The sequence below is a fragment of the Martinezella multihospitum genome (assembly GCF_900094585.1).
Lineage (GTDB): Bacteria > Pseudomonadota > Alphaproteobacteria > Rhizobiales > Rhizobiaceae > Rhizobium > Rhizobium multihospitium.
Map to the genome: position 1 here is coordinate 681,862 of NZ_FMAG01000001.1, position 22,402 is coordinate 704,263.

Genomic DNA, 22,402 nt, shown 5'->3' on the forward strand with positions numbered 1-22,402 from the left:
CGAAGAAGCTTAACGGCTTTCCGGGGCAGCTTCCCCAGCCGGGCGCGAAAGCGAGCGCCCTCAGGATGCCGCCAGGGACGCGCCAAGATATGAAGCTGCCGAACGAAGCACGCTGGACAAGGCTCGTATTCAGGTTCTCGTTAGAATCATGTTCTACCTTTAGAACAATTCCAATTTAAGGAGACCCGATGCCTGCCAGATCGACCTACTCTGCTCCGCAACGCATTCTTCACTGGCTCATGGCCATTCTCATCTTTTTCAATCTCCTGTTTCCCGATGGCATGAACGCATGGCGGCGTCTTGTGCGGCATGGCCAGGTGCCAACACCGGCCGATGTCGCCAGCGCCAATATCCATGCCTATGCTGGCATCGCGATCCTGCTGCTGGCTATCGTGCGCCTTGGCCTGAGGTTGGTGTCCGATGTCCCGGCGCTGCCGGACAATCAGCCCGCATTTCTGCATTACATCGCAAGCATCACGCATTTCCTGCTCTATGCACTGATCTTCGCAATGCCCCTATCGGGAATGGCAGCCTACTATTTCGGTATCGATACGGCGGCCTTCGTCCATGGCGGCCCGATCAAGACGCTGCTTTGGATCGTCGTCGTACTGCACATATTCGGAGCGTTTGTTCAGCACTTCTATTTCAAATCGGATGTCCTGCGACGCATGACGATCGGCTAGACCATCTGCGAAATTGGCGGCTAAGCCAATTGGCCGCCAAAGTGCTTTTCGAAGGAGAAGAGAGCGGTCGGCAGCCCGCTGCCGCCTTGAAGCGCCAGATCGGCGAGAATCTCGCCGACGACGCTCGTGAACTTGAAGCCATGACCGGAGCAGGCGGACGAGACCACCACATTCGGCTGTCCGGGCACAAGATCGATGAGAAAATCCTCGCTCGGCAGCATAGTGTAACGGCAGGTCGTCGCCCGCACGCGATATGACGCGGCATTCGGCAAGCGCTTGCGGGCGAAACTGTCGAGCAGGTCGGTATCGGCATCATTGACCGGCGGATTGGGCATTCTCGGGTCGATCGCCTCGCGGAAATGCGCATGGCGGCCGATTTTCACGCCATCGATGCCGATCGCCGGGAAGCCGAAATAGGAGCCTTCCGCTCCTTCATCCCGCAGGAAGCAAGGCATGCGCTGGGGTTCGGCAACGAAGCCATCTTTCGGCTGATACCAGGCGACCACCTGCCGGATCGGCTGCGCGTGCGCCTTCAACTGCGGCACCAGCTCGGCAATCCAGGCGCCGGTTGCGACGATCACTTTTCTAGCGCGATATCGTCCGGTCGTCGAAATGACGGTCACGCCGTTATCCTCTGGCTCGACGGCAATAACGCGCTCACCGAAATGCAGGATCGCGCCATCTTCCGCCGCAAGCTTCAGATAGCCCATGATCGCCGCTTCCGGGCGCACATAACCGCCCTGCGGATCAAGCAGGCCGACCTCGCCCTCCTCAAGCGCGAACGCCGGAAACCGCCGCTTCATGGCGTCGCGATCGAGTATCTCATGCGGCAATCCATGCATATCGCAGGAGGCGCGTGTGCCGCTGACGATCTTGCTGTCGGGCGCTCCGATCTGCAGAACGCCAGTCACCGTCAGGATCTCGGCGCGCAGCCTTGCCTCCAGCGAGCGCCAATTCTGATAGGCGCGCTTGAGCAGGGGAACATAGGACGGATCTTCAAAGTAGCCGAGGCGGATCAGACGGCTATCGCCATGCGAAGAACTGAGCGCATGGGCCGGGAAATGGGCCTCGATGCCAATCGCCTTTGCGCCGCACGCTGCAGCAAAAGACAAGGCAGCGCTCCCCATCGCACCGAGGCCGATGACGACTACATCGAATTCCGCAGACATTTTATGCTCCAGCTCCACTTTCAGCCGGCGGTGCGGCCGTAGCGATCATGGCCCGCAAGGCTTCCATATCTGCATTCAAGGGACGGTCGTCGCCATAAACGGGCACGCACGAACGGACAGCTGCGTGGACATGTTCCGTTCCCGACGCCCTCTTGCCCTTCGAAACGAGGAAATCATGCGCCTGTGCGGCGGCCATGAGTTCGATCGCCAGGATGTATTCCGCGTTGTCGAGGATCGTGAGCAGCTTGTTGGCCGCCGCTGTCGGATGGGCCAGAAAATCCTCCTGCAGGCCGGAGGTCAGGCCGCCGTCGAGCGATGCGGGTGCCGCCAGACGCCTGTTGTCGTTGCTGAGTGCAGCCGCCGTGTATTGCGCAATCATGAAGCCGGAATGGCTGCCGGCATCGCTCACGAGGAATGGCGGCAGACCACTGACAAGCGGATTAACGAGGCGATCCGTCCGCCGCTCGCTCATCGCGGCAATTTGGGCGATCGCAATCGCGAGACTATCAGCCGCTTGGCCAAGGGCAGGTGCAACAGCATGGGCTTCGGAGGAGACGACGGGCTGCTCCGGCGTACCGGAAACAGCCGGATTGTCCGTGACGGAAGCCAGTTCCTGATCGACGATACGAGCGGTCTCTTCGAAGACATCCCAGGCCGCGCCATGGGCATGCGGCACCGACCGGAGACTCAGCGCATCCTGCGTCCGCCGCCCCAGAGCCGCAGCAACGAGGCCGCTGCCATTCAAGCGGCTGCGAAGCCTGCGCCCGACCTTGGCGATGCCGGCCGATGGGCGTAACGCAAGCACCTTTTCATCGAAAGCCGCCATCTGGCAGCCTACGGCTTCGAGCGTCAGCGCGGCGATGGCATCGGCCCAATCGAGCAAACGCTCGGCGCGGGAAACGGCAAGCGCCGACAGTCCCGTGGCGCAGGCCGTGCCGTTGACGAGGCTCAAGCCCTCCTTGGCGCCGAGCACCAGGGGAGGCAGACCGATCGCCGCAAGCGCCTCGGCGCCGCTCATCGACTTGCCCTTCACGGCAGCCCTGCCCTCGCCGATCAGGACGAGAGCGGTATGGGCATTGTGCGTGAGATAGCCGGCGGAGCCTTTGGACGGGACTTCCGGAATGCAGTCATGTTCGAGAAACGCAGCCAGATGCCTGACAATTTCGGGCCGCACGCCGGAATGGCCATGGGCAAAATTGGCAATCTGCGCTGCAATGATCGAGCGCACCTCGCGCGCCGGTAGAAGCGGGCCGACGCCGCATGCATGGCTGAGGATGATGTTGCGCGAGAGCCGGCTCTGGGAATCGCGATCAACAACCGTATCAGACAATGCACCGACACCGGTATTGACGCCATAGGCGCGCACGCCCGTTTCGACGAAGCGCTGGACGATGCGGCTTGCCTTGGCAACCCGCTCCCAGGCTGCATCGGAAAGGGAAAGCGGCTCGCCGCCACCGACGCGCGCAACGTCGCGCCAGGACAATAGCTTGTCGATAGTGACGGTCATTGCCCGTTTCCGAAATGGCCGATGAACTGGCGGAAGGCAGGCGATGCGCCGCCGCCGAACATCTCATCCGGCGTGCCGGTGCTTTCGACGAGCCCTTCCTTCATGAAGACGACGCGGTTGGAGACATTGCGGGCGAAGCTCATTTCATGGGTAACGACCAGCATCGTCGTGCCTTCTTCGGCAAGCGAGCGCATGACACGCAGCACTTCGCCGACAAGCTCGGGATCGAGCGCCGAGGTCGGCTCGTCGAACAGCATGAGCTTCGGCTTCATGGCAAGCGCGCGGGCAATCGCCGCGCGCTGCTGCTGCCCACCGGAGAGATGGGCGGGATAGGCGTGGCGCTTGTCGGCAATGCCGACCTTTTCCAGCAGCACTTCGGCCTCGGCAATGCATTCAGCGCGGGGACGCTTCAGGACATGAACCGGCCCCTCGATCACATTCTGCAGAATGGTCATGTGGGACCACAGATTGAAGCTCTGGAACACCATGCCGAGTTCGGAGCGAATATGATCCACCTGCTTGTGGCTCGCCGGGTAGCTTTTGCCATTCTTGTGGATCATCCGGATCTGCTCGCCATCCACCCAGATCTCGCCATCCGTGGCAATCTCGAGGAGGTTGATGCAGCGAAGGAAGGTCGATTTGCCCGAGCCGGAAGCGCCGAGCAGCGAAATCACATCGCCATCCTGAGCATCGAGGGAAATGCCGCGCAAGACTTCATGGGTACCGAAGCTCTTGCGGATGTTGCGGACGGAAAGTCGGGTGACACCTGGCATGATTTGCCTGCTCCAGTAAGCTTTAGGCCTTCAGCGCCGGCGGGATGGCGCGGCGATGGCGGGACAGAGAATATTCCAGCAGGGCCATGGCCTGCAGAATGACGAAATTCAGCACGAGGTAGATGATCGCGGCGCAGATGAAGACTTCCATCGTGCGGTAGGTCTGCGAGATCAGACGCTGGGCAACGCCCGTGACCTCCCAGACCGTGACGAGGCTCGCAAGCGCCGTCGACTTCATCATCAGCACGATCTCGGTCGAATAGGCCGGCAGCGCATGCCGGAAGGCGATCGGCGCGATGATACGGCGCACGAGCAGGAAACCGGACATGCCAATCGAACGCGCCGCTTCGATCTCTTTCGGCGAGACGGCACGAATGCCGCCGCGGAAGATCTCGGCCGAGTAGCCGGCGGTGCAGAGTGCCAGCGACAAAATTGCGCAGACGACGGGCTCGCGCAGGAACGGCCAGAGGAAGGAGTAGCGGATGATGGAGAATTGCGCCAGGCCGTAGAAGATCAGGAACATCTGGATCAGCAACGGCGAGCCGCGGAAAACAAAGATGTACCCCTTGGCAAAGCCCGACAGGATCGGATTGCCGCTGACGCGCATGGCGACGATGACGAGCGCCAGAATGCCGCCGCAGAGGATCGACAGAAAGAACAGCAGCAAAGTCATCGGCACTGCCTTCAGCAGTGTGACCATCGTGCTCGAAAGAAAATCGATGTCCATGCCTTCCTCCTCAAGCCTGGCCGATGGTCGCAGCCGGCATGCTGCGATTGGCGCGACGTTCCGCCCTGTTGAAGACGCGATCCGACAGGCTGGTCAGGATCAGATAGAGAATGCCGCCGGCGATGAAGAAGAGGAAATACTGGCGGGTAGAGCCGGCAGCCACCTGGCTGGTGCGCATCAATTCCGCCAGGCCCGTCACCGAGATCAAAGCGGAATCCTTGAGGCTGAGCTGCCAGACATTGCCAAGGCCAGGAATGGCGAAGCGGAAGACCTGCGGAATGATGATGCGGCGCAGGCGCAAGCCGCGATGCATGCCGATTGCAGACGCGGCCTCAAGCTCGCCCTTGGAAATGGCGAGATAGGCGCCACGGAAAACCTCTGCCTGATACGCGCCGGAAATGATACCGACGGCGAGAGCACCTGCGGCAAAGGACGGCAGGCCAAGAAAACCCTCGTAACCAAGCCATTTGCCAATCGATGTCACAGCCGACGAGCCACCGAAATAGATTAGATAGATGATCAGCAGCTCGGGAACACCACGGAAGACCGTCGTGTAGATATTGCCGAGCGTCTTCAGCACCACGCTTCCGGAGAGCTTGGCGAAGGCGACGATCGCGCCGAGCACCGCTCCGATGGCCAGGGCCGTCGCCGTGACGGCGAGCGTCATCAATGCGGCCACGAGCAGCAGCGCGCCCCATCCGTTCGAGCCGAAGCCCAGCAATTGCAAGCTTGCCATAGATCCAATCCCTGTCCGTGGCAGTTTCAGGCGTCAGGATATCATACGGTCTCCGGCCGCAAAGCCGGAGACCGAGAGCAACAGCCCGAAGGCCGCGCCGATCATTCCGGGCTGACGTCGACCTTGAACCACTTCATCGACAGGGTCTTGATGGTGCCGTCGGCAAGAGCCGACTTGATCGCTACGTTGAACTTATCTGCAAGATCGGTATCAGCCTGACGGATGCCGAGACCTTCGCCCGCGCCCCAGATGGAGCCGGCAATTTCCGGACCGGTGAAGGCGAGCGAGTCATTGGCACTGGCAAAGGCGTTCGCAAAATAGACCGCGTCGTCGAAGCCGAGATCGATACGGCCGTTCTGCAGATCGAGGTCGCGGTCGGCGCCGGTCTTGTATTCGCGGATCGTGGCGATCGAGCCGAAATTGTCATAGACGAACTTGGCATAGACGGTTGCGGCCTGGATGCCGATGGTCTTGCCCTTGAAGGCTTCCTTCAGCACGTCGATTTCCTTGACGCCGGTCTGGCCGGGGGTCATCTTGATCGTGGTGCCGGTGCCGGCAGCGTTGGCAAGCGGGCTATCCTTGGCGGTTGCGAAGGCAGCGGGCGTCGCGGCATAAGGAATGGTGAAGCCGATGACCTGCTTGCGCTCGTCGGTGATCGACAGGGCATCCATGATGACGTCGAACTTGCCGGCGTTCAGCGCCGGGATCATGCCGTCCCAATCGGAAGCGACGAGCTTGCAGTCGATCTTGGCGCGCTCGCACAGAACCTTGGCAAGCTCCGGTTCGAAGCCGCCGAGCGTGCCGTCGGCGTTCGTCATGTTCCACGGCGCGTAGGCACCTTCCAGGGTGATCGTTGCCGTCTTCCAGTCCTTGGCGACGGCCGGCGCGGCGAAAGCGGCGGCAGCCACGACGCCTGACAAGAGAATTGCGCTGAATTTCATTGTGTAGAGCTCCTCTGAGGTTGAAACAGGCCTTGCAGCACTTCCTACCGATCTTCGCCGGCTTGCCCGCTTTCCCAATTAAATTTTAGGATTGATTGCGAGGTTGTATAGGGTACCATATGTGATAATTTATGATATGCAAGTGGGAAAGTTGTTTTCGAGGCAGATTCACTCGGTGCAAAGGGAATAGGCAATGAAGCGTTCCGGCGAGATGAAACGCGAACTGGCGGAAAATGACGCCGCACCCCTCTATGCCGGCGTCAAGCAGATGATACTCGACCGCATTCATAGTGGCGAGTGGCCACCCAAATATCGCGTTCCCTCCGAAAACGAATTGGTGGTCGAGCTTGGCGTCAGCAAGATGACGGCCAATCGTGCGCTGCGCGAACTGGCCAATGAAGGCGAGCTCGTTCGCATCCAGGGCGTCGGCTCCTTCGTCGCCGAGCGCAAGGGCGCATCGGCCCTGTTCGAGGTCCGCAACATCGCCGAGGAAATCGCCGAACGCGGCCATTCCCACCAGGCAACGGTGATCGTGCTCGCCCAGGAGGCCGCATCGCCCGACATTGCCGACGCATTGGAACTCGACATCGGATCGCCTGTTTTCCATTCGCTGATCGTGCACAGCGAGAACGGTGTGCCGGTGCAGATCGAGGACCGGCATGTCCATCCGGACGCCGCGCCCGACTATCTGCAGCAGGATTTCACCGACATGACGCCGAACGCCTATCTTTCAGCCGTCGCCCCCCTGAGCGGCTCGGAACATGTCGTCGAAGCCGTCATGCCGCAAGCCTGGGAATGCAAGCTGCTGACAATCCTGAAGACCGAACCCTGCCTGACAATCTGGAGGCGCACATGGTCGGCGCGCGGCATCGTCTCTACGGCACGGCTGGTTTACCCGGGACATCGCTATCGGCTGGAGAGCCAAAGCGGCAAACCATCGGACCGATAGTTGTATATGGAAGATATGAACATTCGTTCGCTTTGAGAAAGCGCAAGGGATGCAAAAGGGGCCGAATGGTCTGATATGCCGTCAGCAAATTACGATGCCTGCAGCATGCACTCCATAAATAATGCGCCCAAAAGCAGACCTGATACCGTGGCAAGCACTTTCAAGATCGCGCGCTCGATCCTGAGGCACTTCTGCGGTAGGATGAGCGCGAGTGACTCGCTTGCAGCTGCGACCAATATGCACACAAGAGCAATGATGCGGCGGTCTTCGGGGTAAGCCATGACAAACAGAAATCCCAAAAGGCCGAACGGGATGACGCTGTCGATGCTCGCCATTGCCATGAACGGGTACTTCGTCCCGACCGGGACGACCGTGGTCACGATGATCAGACCGAGCACGGTCCAGGCAAGGGCGTGGGCGAGCAAAGTAAGTTCCATACGAAATCATAACAACAAGCCGCGAGTTTTCAAGCTGTACGGCACGGCCTGCCTGCGCCTCCGTTCGGGCTCCGCTGGCTGATGCCGATCTCCGCCGAGAACAAACAAAACGGCTCGCCGCATCGGCTATGACCGCCTGCGCGATTGACAAAGCTCTGCCGCATTGGATGTATCGGTGATGTGGTCCGTCGGCTAGCGGCCCGCGCGCTCCCGCCGACGTCTTTTGCGAATAGGATTGGGTCCAACAATGTCCGACACAAAACCCGCAGCGCAGCCAGCCACCTGGCGCATCGTGCTTGCCGCCGTCTTCGACTTCCTGACCGCCTTTCTGGTTTTCGGCTACATTATTGCATCTATCTTTGGTGGCAGAACCGCGGACGGCTTCCAGCTCGATGGCCCGCCGGCGCTGCTGCTTTTCGTTCTTATCGTCGCCTATTTCATCCTGTTCAATCGCTTCCTCGGCGGCACCCTCTGGAAGCGCATATTGCGCGCCCACCGTTCATGACGGGCCACTCACGGGCGGCAACCTTTAAGGCGCCCATCACAGGCTGCTCAGCAACAGGCTGGTCTCGCTGTTCGCAACACCATCGATCATCCGCACCTCGCGCAAGACGCGGTCGAAGTCGGACAGACTGGTCGCGCGGATATTGGCGACCAGGTCCCAATTGCCGTTGGTCGTATGCAACGAATAAATTTCGGGAAGGCCGCGCAGTTTGCGGATGACCTGCGTCGTCGATTTTCCGACGACTTCGATCATCATGACGGCATGCACGGTCTGCTCCTCATAGTCTTCCCGAACTCTTACGGTGAAGCCGAGCAGCGTGCCCGTATCCATCAGCCGGTCCAAACGGTTCTGCACGGTGCCGCGCGCAACACCCAAGGCATCCGAGAGTTTGGAGAGCGAAGCGCGGCCATCGGCGCGCAGATGAGCGATGATACGCCGATCGAGATCATCGGGAATATATTTGGCGAGCGTCATCACGCGACCCTGATTTTGTTCATTCCGTCAAAAATTATGGGCAATTTGTGCAAACCCATACCAAAACTGACACAGTTTTGCGATTTCAGTCAATCGATCCGCTTGGTACCCTATGGGAAAATGATTTCCATCGAGGATACGAGAATGTCCGCACCGCTCCCATCGGAAAGAGCCTTCATTCCCTTCGTCAGCGTCGAGAACATGATGCGGCTCGTCCATCATGTCGGCATCGAAACCGTGCTCATCGAACTCACGGACGCCATCGAAGCGGATTTTCGCCGCTGGGACCTCTTCGACAAGACGCCCCGCGTCGCGTCGCATTCGCATGACGGCGTCATCGAGCTGATGCCGACTTCGGATGGGGCAGTCTACAGCTTCAAATATGTGAACGGCCATCCGAAGAACATGGCGCAGGGCCTGCAGACCGTGACCGCCTTCGGCCTGCTGGCTGAGGTTTCGACCGGCTACCCCGTGCTGCTGACGGAAATGACGCTGCTGACGGCGCTGCGCACGGCCGCAACCTCGGCGATGGCGGCAAAGCATCTGGCGCCGGCCAATTCGCTGTGCCTCACCCTGATCGGCAATGGCGCGCAGGCCGAATTCCAGGCGCTGGCGATGAAGGCGGTGCTCGGTATCGAGGAAGTCCGCCTTTACGACATTGATCCCAGAGCAACGGAAAAGACCGTTCGCAATCTCGCAAAGACCGGCTTGAAGCTCGTACCCTGCACCTCGGCCCAGGCCGCCATCGAAGGTGCCGACATCATCACGACCTGCACGGCCGACAAGCAATATGCCACGATCCTCACCGACAACATGGTCGGCGCCGGCGTGCATATCAACGCCATCGGCGGCGATTGCCCCGGCAAGACGGAACTTCACCGCGATATCCTGCTGCGCTCCGACACCTTCGTCGAATATCCGCCGCAGACGCGCATCGAGGGCGAAATCCAGCAGATGGACCCGGATTATCCGGTCACCGAACTCTGGCAGGTCGTGAGCGGTCGCGCCAAGGGCCGCAGCAGCGACCGGCAGATCACGCTGTTCGACAGCGTCGGCTTCGCGATCGAGGATTTCTCCGCCCTGCGCTACGTCCGCGAAAAGCTGGCCGGCACGGACTATTTCCAGAAGCTCGACATCATCGCCGATCCGGACGATCCGCGCGATCTCTTCGGCATGCTGCTGCGGGCAGCCTAAAGCCATTCCAGGAAAAGTGCATGCCGCTTTCCGTCCGGAATTGTTCGAGAACAAAGCACTTTAGGAAAAGACAATGGCGGCCGCTTTTACGACCGCCATCGAAACACATCCCTTCCTAAGGCCGGGCGATTTCAGCCCTTGCTGCCGGAGGCGATCAATTCCGGCTCGCGCACACGACCATTCAACGAGAAAGCCAGCAGCGCCGACAGCAGCATCAGCGCCCCGACGATGAACATCGGCAGTTCATAAAGGCCGGTCGCATCCTTGACGACACCGGTCACATAGGGCGCGGCAAAGCCCGCAATATTGCCGATCGTGTTGATCAGGGCGATGCCGGCCGCAGCAGCTGGTCCGGTCAGGAAGCGCGACGGAATGGCCCAGAAATTCGGCAGGGCGGAGAAGATCGCGCAGGCCGTCAACGTGATCATGACGATCGTCGCTTCCGGCGAGCCCATGTAGAGCGCGGCTGGGATGCTGAAGGCGCCAACCAGGGCCGGAATGCCGATGTGCCACGGCCGTACGCCGCGCCTGGACGCATCGCGGCTCCAGAAGTACAGGGCAACGGCTGCCGGCAGATAGGGAACGGCCGTGATCAAGCCCTTGTCGAAGACATCGAACTTGGTGCCGAATTTCGTTTCGAAGCCGGCAATGATCGTCGGCAGGAAGAAGGCAAGCGCATAGAGACCGTAGATCAGGCCGAAATAGATGACCGATAGCAGCCAGACGCGGCCATCCGTCAAGGCGAGGCCCGTCATCTTGCCATGCGCAGCCGCCTTTGCCTTTTCCTCGCCTGCGAGCGCCCGGTTCAGCCAATCTTTCTCGGCCTGGGTCAGCCATTTCGCATCATCCGGCCGATCCGCAAGGTAGAACCAGGTGATGATGCCGACGATGACAGCCGGGATGGCAACGCCGAAGAACATGACGCGCCAGCCTTCCAGGCCGAAGAGACCGTGCATCTGGATCAGCATGGCCGCAAAGGGCGCGCCGACGACTGTTGTCAGCGGCTGGGCAAGATAGAACAGTGCCAGAATCTTGCTGCGGTGCCTGGCCGGCACCCACATGCTCAAGAACAGGATCGCCCCCGGGAAGAAGCCGGCTTCGGCAACGCCGAGCAGGAAGCGCAGCACATAGAGCTCCGTCGCGCTCGATACCCAGGTGAACAACAGTGCCACGACGCCCCAGCTCACCATGATACGGGCAAGCCAGCGGCGCGCGCCGTATTTGTGAAGCGCGAGGTTGCTCGGGATTTCGAGAACGATGTAACCGAAGAAGAAGATACCGGCGGCAAAACCGAACTGTGCCGCCGTCAGCGCCAGATCCGTTGTCATGCCGTTCGGCCCGGCGAAGGAAATCGCGGTGCGGTCAAGGAAGTTGATGAAGAACATCAAGGCAATGAACGGCACCAGCCGCTTCGAAACCTTTGATATGGCCGAGCGCTCGACCTGTGACATTTCCTGATTTACGGGCTGCAATGAAAATCCCTCCCCCGTGCTGAAATCTTTACGACGCAGCGATCCGCTTGCGTCGCTGACAGAACGGAAACTCCGATTTCCCTTCCAGTTCCTGCCTTCGGCCGCATGCGCCTTCGAATGACCTTGATCTCTAACGGGATGGACAAGTTGCAGGCAAACGATTTAATCTCCCCATCATGTGAGGAAAAATCACATCATAAGATAGCGGGATCGAAAGAATGAGCGGCCCTCTCCCATCATTGAATGCGCTGAAGGCATTCGAAGCCACCGCCAGGCACAAGTCGATGACACTGGCCGCCGACGAGCTGTGCGTTACGCATGGCGCGATCAGTCGGCATATTCGCGGGCTGGAGGAGACGCTCGGCGTCATCCTCGTGACCCGCCGCGCGCATTCGACGGAGCCGACGCCGGAGGGATCGCGGCTTGCGGAAGGGCTGGCGAGCGCTTTCGGCCTGATGCAGGCGAGCGTCGAGCGTGTCCGCCCGAGCCCGCTGACGCTCTCCTGCTCTTCCTCGATCATGATGGGATGGATCATTCCGCGCATCGGCCAGTTCCACGAGCGCCATCCGCATATCGCCCTTCAGTTCAACATGAACTACGACCAGGTCGATTTCGTCCGGGACAAGATCAGTCTCGCCATCCGCTCGAGCGTCATCGATCCGCCGAAGGATGCGATCATCCGGGAGCTCGGCGGCGAGGCCATCGGCCCTGTCTGTTCGCCGGAATATTTGAACCGCTCCGGCATTTTGCGTCCCGATGATATGGAACATGCGGCGATCCTCTCGACGCAGACACGACCGCAAGCCTGGAGGGACTGGCAGGCCATAGCCGGGCAGTCGGATCTACGTCTGACGCCACAGGCGGCCTTCGATCATTTCTATCTGCTGATCCAGGCCGCGGCATGCGGCCTCGGCATGGCGGTCGTGCCACAAATGCTCGTGCTCGATCAGCTCGCTTCCGGGCGGCTGGTGGCACCCTTCGGTTTCCTGCCAGGCCCGCGCCGCATGGTGCTCTGGATCGCGCCGCACATTGCCGGAAGGCCGGATGCGCTGGCGCTCGAAAGATGGCTGACGGCCGAAATGCATGCAAGGCCGGACACCTGACAGCTCCCTCAAACTGGGTCAAAGTGAAGCTCGCCCAAGATGAAGGCCTGTTACCCGGATCCGCTTTGAGCAGCCCGAAACATTCGGGGCGGAAATTCGCTTATGTCACTTAAAATACATTGAAATCAGCGGATTTTCTCTCTGCACTTCGCGACGGAGAATATGTTATGAATTTTCGCAAGCATGAGCGGAACGGGGCAATCCTCGCAGGTTGCGGTCGCTCAAGAGAGGATGCATCCTGAACATCGTGCCCGAACTGGCAAGTCACACCAACGAGATGGCAGCGCTTATCTCTGGCTTCGACTGGGCAGCGACCAGCCTCGGCCCGAAATCGGCATGGCCCCCATGCCTTACCGCTGCCGTCGATATCATGCTCTCCGCGCAGGCCCAGATCGTCATGTTCTGGGGCGACGACTTTGTCGCGCTTTATAATGACGCTTATGCGCCGACGATAGGCGACAAGCATCCCCAGGCCCTGGGCCATCCCGCGCGGGAAAACTGGGCCGAGCTCTGGAGCGACCTCGAACCGCTTCTGCATTCCGTTCTTCACGATGGCAAGACGGTCGCCGCCAAGGACCGGCCCTTCTACATTGAGCGCTACGGCTATCCCGAAACGGTTTACTTCGACATTTCCTACTCGCCTGTTCGCGATGCGGACGGCAAGGTGCTCGGCGTCTTCTGTATCGTCAATGAAACCACGGAACGGGTTCGTGCGGATCAAGCCCTGCGCGAAAGCGAAGAGCGGTTTCGCGCCGTCATCTCGCAATCGGCAACGGGGATTGCTCAATGCGAGCTGGACGGCCGCTTCGTTTTGGTGAACGAGCGCTTCTGCGAGATCGTCGGCTATTCCGAGACCGAGCTGCTCGGCATGCGGATGCATGACATTACCTATCCGGACGATCTGCGCGAGAACAACCGCATGTTCGAAACGATGATGGCAACCGGCGAGAGCTTCGAGATCGAAAAACGCTATATCCGCAAGGATGGCAGCCTCGTCTGGGTGGCAAACTCGGTTTCCGGCTTGCGAGATGATTCAGGACTGATACGACGGGTTGCCGGCGTCGTCACGGATATCACCGAACGCAAACGAGTCCAGCAGGTGGAACAGCGTCTGGCCGCCATCATAGCCTCGTCGGATGATGCCATCCTCAGCACCGATCTCAACATGGTGATCACCAGCTGGAACACCGGTGCAGAACGGCTTTATGGCCATTCGGCCGAAGAGGCCATCGGCCACTCGGTCATGATGCTCGTTCCGGACGATCGCAGCGAAGAGGAGCCGGCGATCCTTGCGCAGATCCGAGCTGGCCAGAAGGTCGAACCCTACGAGACCAAGCGGTGCTGCAAGAATGGCGAACTTGTCGATGTGCTGCTCAGCGTCTCCCCGATCTATGACGCCTATGGCCGCATCATAGGGGCATCGAAGATCGCCCATGACAACAGCGTCAAGAAGGAGGCTGAGCGCCTGCAGACCGTGCTGGTGGGCGAGCTCAACCATCGCGTCAAGAATGTGCTCGCAACCGTCATGGCCATTGCGCGTCAAACGCTCGGGCGGGACGATGTGGACAAGGCATCCGTCGAGACATTCGAGGCGCGGCTCTCCTCCATGGCACGCGCCCACGATCTGCTGATCCACGGCCAGTGGGAGCAGGCGGAATTGACCGCCGTCATTGCCCAGGCGCTGTCCCCCTATCCGAAGGACAGGTTCGAAATTTCCGGGCCGGCGATCAAGCTCGCGCCGAGAGCCGTCGTTTCCATATCGCTTGCATTGCATGAGTTGGCGACGAATGCCGCCAAATACGGCGCGCTTTCAGTGGCAGATGGCCGCGTTGCGATCACCTGGTCCGTGGAAACGGGCGAGACCGACCGGCTCAAGCTGCGCTGGCAGGAATCGGGAGGGCCGGCCGTCAAAGCCCCGACCCGCAAGGGCTTCGGCTCCCGCTTGATCGAAAGCCTGCTGGCGGCGGAATTGAGCGGCAAGGTCCAAGTCCGTTACGAGCCAAGCGGCTTGATCTGCGAGGTGGATGCCGCGGCGGGCATCGGCTGGGATCAAAGCCACAATACGGCAGAAGAGTAACGCTGCGCCCTGTACCGAAGCAATATCGGCCTATTCAACGCATGCCCTTCGGCCGCGTCGCCAGCACATTGCGGATCGAGAAACTCGAATGAATTCGCAGCACTCCCGGCATGGTCGACAGAATATCCTTATGGATACGTTCGAAGTCGCCGGGATTGGCGACCTCGACGCGCAGCAGATAATCGGAGCCGCCTGTCATCAAAAAGCATTCCTTGATCTCGGGATGTTTGCGCACCGCCGCCTCGAAGCGATCGAGATGCTCCTCCGTTTGCCGCTCGAGCGTGATGTTGATGATGACGGCGATCGATGCCTCTGCCTGGGACGTGTCCACCAGAGCCGTATAGCCCCGGATCACGCTCGCCTGTTCCATCAATTTGATGCGCCGCAGGCAGGCCGATGGCGATAGCCCCACCTCACTTGCCAGCTTGGCGTTGCTGACACGTGCATCGAGGCGAAGCAGACGGAGAATATTGCGATCGATCGCATCAAGAGCGGCCATGTGGATTCTTTCAAAAATTCGCAGATCGTTTCAATATCGATGCAATTACACAATTATCAATCACTATTTGATGAGCAATTTCACGATCGTTTCAATAATCTGCACTTGGAAAGCGAGGGCGGATATGGACGGTAGCATTGTGAATTCCCGGGCGCCAAAACTGGCGATCGACAGCGGGGCCTGTGGTTCTCTGACGATCGATCTGGCTGCTCTGTGCCGGAACTACGACAAACTCGCCACTATCGTTGCGCCCGCACGCACGGCCGCTGTTGTGAAGGCCGACGCCTACGGGCTTGGCGCTGCCCAGGTCTCCAAAGCGCTCTACGGTCGCGGCTGCCGCTATTTCTTCGTCGCTCACTTCATCGAAGCGTTGCGACTGCGCCCGCAATTGTCCGGCGACGCGACGATTTTCGTGCTGAACGGCCTGCTGCCCGGCAACGAGGCAGCTTGCGCCGATGGCGGTATCGTGCCTGTCATCAATTCTCTCGATCAGCTGCAGCAATGGTCAGACCTCGCGCGCTCTCTGCAGCGGCGACTGCCTGCGGTTCTGCAATTCGATACCGGCATGTCGCGGCTCGGCATACCGCCGGAAGACAGGGGTGCTGTCGCTACTCACCTGCGGGCATCCGACGCCATCGACATTTTCTTCGTCATGAGCCACCTCGCCTCTGCCGATGATGTCGGCAACAGCCAAAATGCCGACCAGCTTGCCGAAATGCGCCGTGTCGCAGCGGAATTTCCTGGCTATGACGTTTCGTTCGCGAATTCCGGCGGCATCTTCCTCGGCGGAGATTTTCATGGCGTGATGGCGCGGCCGGGCATCGCTCTTTATGGTGGCGCCGCAACGAGCGGCGTTGCCAACCCCATGGAAGCCGTGGTCCGGCTCGAGGTCGCCGTGGTGCAGACCCGAACCGTTCCGGAAGGCGCCCGCGTCGGCTATGGCGGCGCGCATGTGACGAAAGGCCGGACACGGCTTGCCACAATCGCCGCCGGCTATGCCGATGGCCTGCCGCGCAGCCTCAGCGACCGCGGCGCTGTCTACTACAACGGCATCCGTCTGCCGATCGTCGGCCGCGTGTCGATGGACAGCACGACAATCGACATCAGCGCCTTGTCCGAAGGCGCACTCTCTTTCGGCAGCATGGTGGAAGTTCTTGGAGATCATCAGACCGTGGATGATCTTGCGCGCGACGCCCGCTTGATTTCCTATGAAATCCTGACCAGTCTCGGCCATCGCTTCCACCGTCAATATCGCTGACCTTCCCATCTCTCAAGTCTCTGAGGACATCATGAAAGTCGTCGTTCTGGGTGCCGGCATCATCGGCGTGACGTCAGCCTATCAGCTTGCCAAGGCCGGCCACGAAGTGACGGTCATCGACCGGCAGCAGGGGCCGGCGCTGGAGACGAGCTTTGCCAATGCCGGCGAAGTCTCCTTCGGCTATTGCTCGCCCTGGGCCGCTCCCGGCATTCCGATGAAGGCGATCAAATGGCTGTTCATGCACCATGCGCCGCTCATCCTGCGCCCGAAGGTCGATGGCGCCATGCTTTCATGGCTCGTCAAGATGCTGTCGAACTGCACCTCGGAACGCTACGCGATCAACAAGAGCCGGATGCTGCGCCTTGCCGACTATAGCCGTATTTCGCTTGCCCAGGTCCGCGAAGAGACGGGCATTGCCTATGACGAGCGTATGCAGGGCACGCTGCAGCTCTTCCGCACGCAAGCGCAGCTCGATGCATCCGCCAAGGACGTCAAGGCTCTTGCCGCGGACGGCATCCCGTATGAAGTGCTCGATCCGGACGGCTGCATCCGCGTCGAGCCGGCACTTAAGCATGTGCGCGGGAAGATCGTCGGCGGGCTGCTGACGCCGAAGGACGAGACCGGCGACTGCTTCAAGTTCACCAACGCACTTGCTGCAAAGGCGATCGAGCTTGGCGTCCAGTTCCAGTATGGCACGACGATCAAGGGACTCGACGTACAGGGCGGCCAAGTGCGTGGCGTGGTTACCGATCGTGGACGCATGGATGCGGATGCGATCGTCGTCGCGCTCGGCAGCTATTCGCCGCTGCTTTTGAAGCCGCTCGGCATCAGCCTCTCCGTCTATCCGGTCAAGGGTTATTCGCTGACGATCCCGATCACCGATGCGTCACGCGCGCCGGAATCGACCGTCATGGACGAGACTTACAAGATCGCGATCACCCGTCTCGGTGATCGCATCCGCGTCGGCGGCATGGCGGAGATCTCGGGCTATACCAATGACCTCGGCCTCCCCCGGCGGCAGACGCTCGAGCATTCCGTGACCGATCTCTTCCCTGGCGGCGACGTCGCCAAGGCCTCCTTCTGGTCGGGTCTTCGTCCGATGACGCCTGATGGCACGCCGGTCATCGGGCCGACGAAGATCAAGGGCCTGTTCCTCAATACCGGCCACGGCACGCTCGGATGGACCATGAGCTCCGGCTCGGCGCGCGTCATCAGCGACCTCGTCAGCGGCCGCAAGCCTGACATCGACGCGACCGATCTCGCGATCAGCCGCTACGCCTGATTAAGCACGCCTCATCCGCCATCGCTTTCTGCAGCTATGGGATAGTCCCCTCTCCCCGCAAGCGGGGAGAGGGTTAGGGTGAGGGGCTGTTCGTAGAGGCAGCAGTTATGCAGCCGATATCAATCAATGCCGCGGGATTCGCGGCAGGAAGATCGTGAACAGACCGAGCAACGGCAGATACGAGCAGATCGTGTAAACGAAGGAGATGCCGTGCGTGTCGGCAAAATCTCCGAGGGCGGCCGCACCGAGGCCACCGGCTCCGAAGGCGAAGCCAAAGAAAATGCCGCCGATCAATCCCACACGACCGGGGATCAGCTCCTGCGCAAAGACCACGATCGCCGGGAAGGCCGACGCGAAGATCAGCCCGATGACGACGGTCAGCACGCAAGTCCAGAACAGATCAGCATAGGGCATCAACAGCGCAAACGGGATGACGCCGAGGATCGAGAACCAGATCACGAAGCGCGCGCCCAACCTGTCGCCCACCGGGCCACCCATGATCGTGCCGACGGCAACCGAGCCGAGGAACAAGAACAGCATCAGCTGTGCGTCACGGACATCGAGATGGAATTTGTCGATGACGTAGAAGGTGAAATAGCTCGAGATGCTCGCCATGTAGACGTTCTTCGTCGCCGTCAGCAGGATGAGAATGGCAAGCGCCCACATTGCCTTGTTGCGCGCAATCGGCAAGGCGCGGCTCGGGGCGGGACGTGCCGATTGTTGGCGGCGGTGATTGATGAACCAGTTGCCGACCCAGCTGAGGACGATGAAGCCGATGACGGCGAGCACCGAAAGCCAGGCGACGCTCTTCTGGCCATGCTGCAGGACGAAGAATGCAGCGATCAACGGCCCGATGGCCGAGCCGGCATTGCCGCCGAGCTGGAAGAGCGATTGCGCTAGGCCATGGCGGCCGCCGGAAGCAAGACGGGCAACGCGCGACGCCTCCGGATGGAAGACGGCCGAACCGAAGCCGATCAGGCTGGCGGCGACCAGCAACATGCCAAAGCTTCCGGCATAGCCGAGTAGCAGCAAACCCAGGAACGTGCTGACCATGCCGACGGGCAGCGAATAGGGCATCGGCCACTTGTCCGTGACGATACCGACCACCGGCTGCAGCAGCGAGGCCGTGATCTGGAACATCATCGTCAGCAGGCCGATCTGCACGAAGTCGAGAGCATAATTCTCTCGGAACATCGGATAGAGCGACGTCAGCAGCGATTGCATCGTATCGTTCAGCAGATGACAGGTGCTGACCGCCATGACGATCGACATCGTCGTCTTTTGATATCGGGCCTGCGTACCCGCAACTTCCGCAACCATGTGAGGAATCCTCCTGCGTCGGCGAGGTCTGCCGACGATATTATTTGATCCGGCTTTAACACGCCTTGCGAGTGTCCTTCTTTCGTGTTTTGGTCCAATAGTTTCTCGATTGGGCCAAAATGGAAAAGCTATCGAAACAGTTGCTGGCAACCCTCGACGACGACCATGTCCGCAACATGCGCTGGATGGAGGAATCGCCAGCCGACGTGCTCGTCCATAGCGCCGAGCCGCCGCAGGGTTACACCGTTCCCTGGCATCATCATCGCCGCACACAATTGCTTTGCATCTTCTCAGGTGTCGCCCTGATCATGACCGCTCGCGGCCGCTGGATGGTGCCGCCAGGTCACGCCCTTTTCATCCCTGTCGGAATGGAACATTCGATCGAGATCTTGAGCGACGTCAGCATGAAATCCGTCTACGTGACGCAGCGCAGCCAGCCGGCGAAGGATGAAGCACCGCGCGTCGTCGAAGTGACGGACCTCGCCCGCAGCCTGCTGCTCGAAGCCATTCGGCTGCGTGAGGCGCCCGTCACCCATCGGAAAGCCAAGCTTGTCCTATCCCTCCTGGTGGAGGAGATCGCAACGCTGCCGGAGCGCCCGCTCGGCCTGCCCTTCCCGTCCGACCGCCGATTGACCGCGCTCTGCCGAGACTATCTCTCCAACCCATCGCCCAATGCCAGACTGGACGACTGGGCAGAAAAGCTTTCGGTGAGCCGCCGTACCTTCACCAGGCAATTCCGCAAGGAAACCGGCATCAGCTTCACCACCTGGCGCCAGCAGGCCAGTGTCTTCGCCTGCCTCCCACAGCTCGCAGAAGGCCAGCCCGTGACTAATGTCGCGCTTGAGGCGGGCTATGAGAGCGTGGCGGCCTTTACCACCATGTTCCGGCGCATGCTCGGCACATCGCCGCGCAGCTACATGGCTAGCCGCTGGACCTTCGATCAGCAATCGGCGTGAACGGCTGCTCTTGAAATGATCGAACGCTTCCGGCAAACAGCGCTGAAGAGCGAGGGCAAAGCATATGCGGCATATTCACATCGTCGGTATCGGCACGGGCAATCCCGAACATCTGACCGTGCAGGCGATCAATGCGCTGAATGCAGCTGATGTCATCCTCATTCCCAGCAAGGGCGCGGCCAAGACCGAGCTTGCCGACGTCAGGCACGAGATCTGCCAGCGCTATGTCACCAATCCAGCCACGCGCTACGTTAGCTATGATGTGCCCGCACGCCAGACGGCGGACCGCAGCTATGTGCAGAGCGTCGATGAATGGCACGACGCGGTTTCCGCGACTTATGAGCGGCTGTTTCTGGAACACCTGGCGGAAAGCCAGAGCGCTGCCTTCCTCGTTTGGGGTGATCCGGGCCTATACGACAGCACGTTGCGCATCCTTGAGCGTGTCGTCGGTCGCGGCAAGGTCGCTCTCGATTATAGCGTTGTTCCCGGCATCACCAGCATCCAGGCGCTGACGGCAAGTCACCGCATCCCCCTCAACCTCGTCGGCAAGCCGGTGCAGATCACTACAGGTCGGCGATTGGCAGAGAGCTTTCCCGGCATTGCCGAAACGGCGGTGGTCATGCTCGACGGCGAGCAGGCCTTCAGCAAGATCGATGACCCCGATGCCTATATCTACTGGGGAGCCTATCTCGGCACCAAGGACGAGATCATCATCGCCGGCAGGCTGGCTGACGTTTCCGAGCAAATTCTTGCAACACGGGCCGAAGCCCGTGCCCGACATGGGTGGATCATGGATATCTATCTCATGCGCAAAGGACAGGACTTCGACGATCTCGCGTAAGGGCGCAGCTAGGGATCGTGGGCCAAAACATTTGCCCGCCGATCCGGTTTGTGCAAGGACATGTCTCTTATGAAGGGCAGTTCTATGGTTGCGACCGACGCGCAGACAGTGGAGGAACAAGCGTGCTTCTCTAAGGGAGAGGCTGCTGGGGATGGCGTTGCGTCATCCCTGCCCTCCCTGGTTCGTGGCGCCTGCCCCTCCTTGAGCGCGCCGATGCAGACGGGCGACGGTCTGCTCGTACGTCTGCGGCCATCGACGCCGGGTTTGACTGTCGCGCAGCTACGCGCCCTGGCGGAAGCGACCGGACGACACGGCAACGGCCTGATCGAGATCACAGCGCGCGGCAATCTCCAGCTGCGCGGCATGACGTCGGAGAGCATGACCGGACTGGCCACCGATATCGATCGCGCCGGCATCGTGCCGGAGAGCGGTGTCGCCATCGAAGTACCGCCGCTCAGTGGCGTCGATCCGTCGGAGATCGCTGATGCGCGATTGCTCGCCGAGCGTCTGCGAAACGCCATCGATGCACTTCATCCCAAGCCCTTGCTCGCTGCAAAGCTCGCCATTATCGTTGACGCCGGCGGCCGGCTCGTCCTTGACGAACTCACGGCAGATATCCGGCTGAAGGCCACCCATTCCGATGATGGCGGCCAATCGTGGGCGCTCTCAATTGCCGAAACAGCCGCAACGGCTACACCACTTGCCGCCTTGCCCAGCGAACAGGCAATAGCCGCTGTCGTTACGCTGCTCAAAACATTGGCCACAATCGGACCTCGCGCCCGTGGCCGTGACCTGAACGTTGCTGCTCTTCGAACGCAGTTTGCTGTCTTTTCCAGCTTCCCCCGCCGGGAAATTACCCCATCCGTGCCCCCTGTCGGCGTCATCCCACTCGACAACGAACAGTCCGCACTCGGATTGCGGGCCGCCTTCGGTCAAATCCATGCTCAGGACCTCATCCGATTTCTTGACCGTGCAGAGATGGCCGGTGTGCATGAATTACGGACAGGCCCCGAACACAGCCTGTTGCTACTCGGCCTTCCGTACCACCGGATCGAAAGCGTTCTCGCTGCGGCCGCGGATTGCGGCTTCCGGACCCGCGCCGATGATCCCGCAAACTATATCATCCCTTGTTCCGGTGCCGGCGCATGCGCCTCCGCCCACTACGCCACGAAACAGGCGGCCGCCGATCTGGTCGAAATCGGGGCCGAGTTGCTGGACGGTTCGCTCAAAGTGCATCTGTCCGGCTGCATAAAAGGCTGCGCCCATCCCTCCCCAGCGATGCTGACCATCGTCGGTGCTGCAACGGGCTATGCTATTGTCGTAAATGGGTCATCATCATCAGAGCCCGTGGCTTACATCGACAAGGAAGGACTGAAATCGGCGCTGGCCGCGCTCGGGGAACTGGTACGAAACAACAAAGCTGCTGGCGAATCGGCACAGCAGTGTCTTAAACGGCTCGGCCGGGACGCAATCGCGACGGCTTTACGACAGGGATAAAA

At 60.5% G+C, this 22,402-nt stretch carries 22 protein-coding genes; 11 read left to right on the forward strand and 11 right to left on the reverse strand.

Annotation, left to right across the window (positions count from 1 at the left end; genetic code table 11):
• The first annotated feature begins 188 nt into the window (after positions 1-188).
• The gene (locus GA0061103_RS03090; RefSeq protein ID WP_092706970.1) at positions 189-683 is read left to right on the forward strand and encodes a cytochrome b; all 495 of its coding nucleotides are present in this window, start codon (positions 189-191) and stop codon (positions 681-683) included.
• 20 nt (positions 684-703) lie between these two features.
• Here GA0061103_RS03090 and solA read toward each other — a convergent pair whose 3' ends face one another.
• From solA to GA0061103_RS03120, 6 genes are all read right to left on the reverse strand, one after another.
• Positions 704-1,852 (reverse strand): N-methyl-L-tryptophan oxidase, encoded by a 1,149-nt coding sequence (gene solA / locus GA0061103_RS03095; protein WP_092706972.1) that lies wholly within the window; start codon positions 1,850-1,852, stop codon positions 704-706.
• Position 1,853: 1 nt separating this feature from the next.
• A complete protein-coding gene (locus tag GA0061103_RS03100; RefSeq protein ID WP_092706974.1) occupies positions 1,854-3,359 on the reverse strand; it encodes an HAL/PAL/TAL family ammonia-lyase in 1,506 nt (501 codons plus the stop codon).
• A complete protein-coding gene (locus GA0061103_RS03105; protein ID WP_092706976.1) occupies positions 3,356-4,132 on the reverse strand; it encodes an ABC transporter ATP-binding protein in 777 nt (258 codons plus the stop codon). Before GA0061103_RS03105 ends, GA0061103_RS03100 begins: the two co-directional genes overlap by 4 nt.
• Positions 4,133-4,154: 22 nt before the next feature.
• Entirely contained in the window at positions 4,155-4,859 is a 705-nt protein-coding gene (locus GA0061103_RS03110; protein ID WP_092706978.1) for an ABC transporter permease, read from the reverse strand.
• Between the two features lie 10 nt (positions 4,860-4,869).
• Positions 4,870-5,595: an ABC transporter permease gene (locus GA0061103_RS03115; protein WP_092706980.1), complete on the reverse strand. Its 726-nt coding sequence runs from the start codon at positions 5,593-5,595 to the stop codon at positions 4,870-4,872.
• 101 nt (positions 5,596-5,696) lie between these two features.
• Positions 5,697-6,536: a transporter substrate-binding domain-containing protein gene (locus tag GA0061103_RS03120; RefSeq protein WP_092706982.1), complete on the reverse strand. Its 840-nt coding sequence runs from the start codon at positions 6,534-6,536 to the stop codon at positions 5,697-5,699.
• Positions 6,537-6,729: 193 nt separating this feature from the next.
• Here GA0061103_RS03120 and hutC point away from each other — a divergent pair, with 193 nt between their 5' ends.
• Positions 6,730-7,485 (forward strand): histidine utilization transcriptional repressor HutC, encoded by a 756-nt coding sequence (gene hutC / locus GA0061103_RS03125; protein ID WP_092706984.1) that lies wholly within the window; start codon positions 6,730-6,732, stop codon positions 7,483-7,485.
• A gap of 89 nt (positions 7,486-7,574) precedes the next feature.
• Here hutC and GA0061103_RS03130 read toward each other — a convergent pair whose 3' ends face one another.
• Positions 7,575-7,922: a hypothetical protein gene (locus GA0061103_RS03130; RefSeq protein WP_092706986.1), complete on the reverse strand. Its 348-nt coding sequence runs from the start codon at positions 7,920-7,922 to the stop codon at positions 7,575-7,577.
• A 247-nt stretch (positions 7,923-8,169) separates the two neighbouring features.
• Between GA0061103_RS03130 and GA0061103_RS03135 the strand changes: the two genes are divergently transcribed.
• A complete protein-coding gene (locus tag GA0061103_RS03135) occupies positions 8,170-8,427 on the forward strand; it encodes a hypothetical protein (protein WP_092706988.1) in 258 nt (85 codons plus the stop codon).
• Between the two features lie 36 nt (positions 8,428-8,463).
• On the opposite strand, the gene GA0061103_RS03140 is transcribed toward GA0061103_RS03135, so the two are convergent.
• Positions 8,464-8,901, reverse strand: coding sequence for an Lrp/AsnC family transcriptional regulator (locus GA0061103_RS03140; protein ID WP_092706990.1), 438 nt, complete (start codon positions 8,899-8,901; stop codon positions 8,464-8,466).
• A 144-nt stretch (positions 8,902-9,045) separates the two neighbouring features.
• Between GA0061103_RS03140 and GA0061103_RS03145 the strand changes: the two genes are divergently transcribed.
• The gene (locus GA0061103_RS03145) at positions 9,046-10,095 is read left to right on the forward strand and encodes an ornithine cyclodeaminase (RefSeq protein WP_092708569.1); all 1,050 of its coding nucleotides are present in this window, start codon (positions 9,046-9,048) and stop codon (positions 10,093-10,095) included.
• 131 nt (positions 10,096-10,226) lie between these two features.
• On the opposite strand, the gene GA0061103_RS03150 is transcribed toward GA0061103_RS03145, so the two are convergent.
• Complete coding sequence (locus tag GA0061103_RS03150) at positions 10,227-11,546, reverse strand: MFS transporter (RefSeq protein ID WP_092706992.1); 1,320 nt, start codon at positions 11,544-11,546, stop codon at positions 10,227-10,229.
• A gap of 239 nt (positions 11,547-11,785) precedes the next feature.
• Here GA0061103_RS03150 and GA0061103_RS03155 point away from each other — a divergent pair, with 239 nt between their 5' ends.
• Both GA0061103_RS03155 and GA0061103_RS03160 read left to right on the forward strand, forming a co-directional pair.
• A complete protein-coding gene (locus GA0061103_RS03155) occupies positions 11,786-12,670 on the forward strand; it encodes a LysR substrate-binding domain-containing protein (protein WP_092706994.1) in 885 nt (294 codons plus the stop codon).
• Between the two features lie 277 nt (positions 12,671-12,947).
• The gene (locus tag GA0061103_RS03160) at positions 12,948-14,747 is read left to right on the forward strand and encodes a PAS domain-containing sensor histidine kinase (protein ID WP_092708572.1); all 1,800 of its coding nucleotides are present in this window, start codon (positions 12,948-12,950) and stop codon (positions 14,745-14,747) included.
• 34 nt (positions 14,748-14,781) lie between these two features.
• Here the strand turns inward: GA0061103_RS03160 and GA0061103_RS03165 are convergent, their stop codons facing one another.
• Positions 14,782-15,246 (reverse strand): Lrp/AsnC family transcriptional regulator, encoded by a 465-nt coding sequence (locus tag GA0061103_RS03165; RefSeq protein ID WP_092706996.1) that lies wholly within the window; start codon positions 15,244-15,246, stop codon positions 14,782-14,784.
• Between the two features lie 124 nt (positions 15,247-15,370).
• On the opposite strand from GA0061103_RS03165, the gene alr reads away from it, so the two are divergent.
• Both alr and GA0061103_RS03175 read left to right on the forward strand, forming a co-directional pair.
• Positions 15,371-16,504 carry an alanine racemase gene (gene alr, locus GA0061103_RS03170; RefSeq protein WP_092706998.1) on the forward strand — a complete coding sequence of 378 codons (1,134 nt, stop codon included), beginning with the start codon at positions 15,371-15,373 and terminating at the stop codon, positions 16,502-16,504.
• A 31-nt stretch (positions 16,505-16,535) separates the two neighbouring features.
• Positions 16,536-17,786: a D-amino acid dehydrogenase gene (locus GA0061103_RS03175; protein WP_092707000.1), complete on the forward strand. Its 1,251-nt coding sequence runs from the start codon at positions 16,536-16,538 to the stop codon at positions 17,784-17,786.
• A 123-nt stretch (positions 17,787-17,909) separates the two neighbouring features.
• On the opposite strand, the gene GA0061103_RS03180 is transcribed toward GA0061103_RS03175, so the two are convergent.
• Complete coding sequence (locus tag GA0061103_RS03180; protein WP_092707002.1) at positions 17,910-19,106, reverse strand: MFS transporter; 1,197 nt, start codon at positions 19,104-19,106, stop codon at positions 17,910-17,912.
• A gap of 119 nt (positions 19,107-19,225) precedes the next feature.
• Here GA0061103_RS03180 and GA0061103_RS03185 point away from each other — a divergent pair, with 119 nt between their 5' ends.
• From GA0061103_RS03185 to cobG, 3 genes are all read left to right on the forward strand, one after another.
• On the forward strand, positions 19,226-20,062 hold the full coding sequence (locus GA0061103_RS03185) for an AraC family transcriptional regulator (RefSeq protein WP_092707003.1): 837 nt from the start codon (positions 19,226-19,228) through the stop codon (positions 20,060-20,062).
• Positions 20,063-20,126: 64 nt separating this feature from the next.
• Positions 20,127-20,903, forward strand: coding sequence for a precorrin-6A synthase (deacetylating) (gene cobF / locus GA0061103_RS03190; RefSeq protein WP_092707005.1), 777 nt, complete (start codon positions 20,127-20,129; stop codon positions 20,901-20,903).
• Positions 20,904-20,972: 69 nt separating this feature from the next.
• Positions 20,973-22,400 carry a precorrin-3B synthase gene (gene cobG, locus GA0061103_RS03195; RefSeq protein WP_092707007.1) on the forward strand — a complete coding sequence of 476 codons (1,428 nt, stop codon included), beginning with the start codon at positions 20,973-20,975 and terminating at the stop codon, positions 22,398-22,400.
• Positions 22,401-22,402 lie beyond the last annotated feature (2 nt).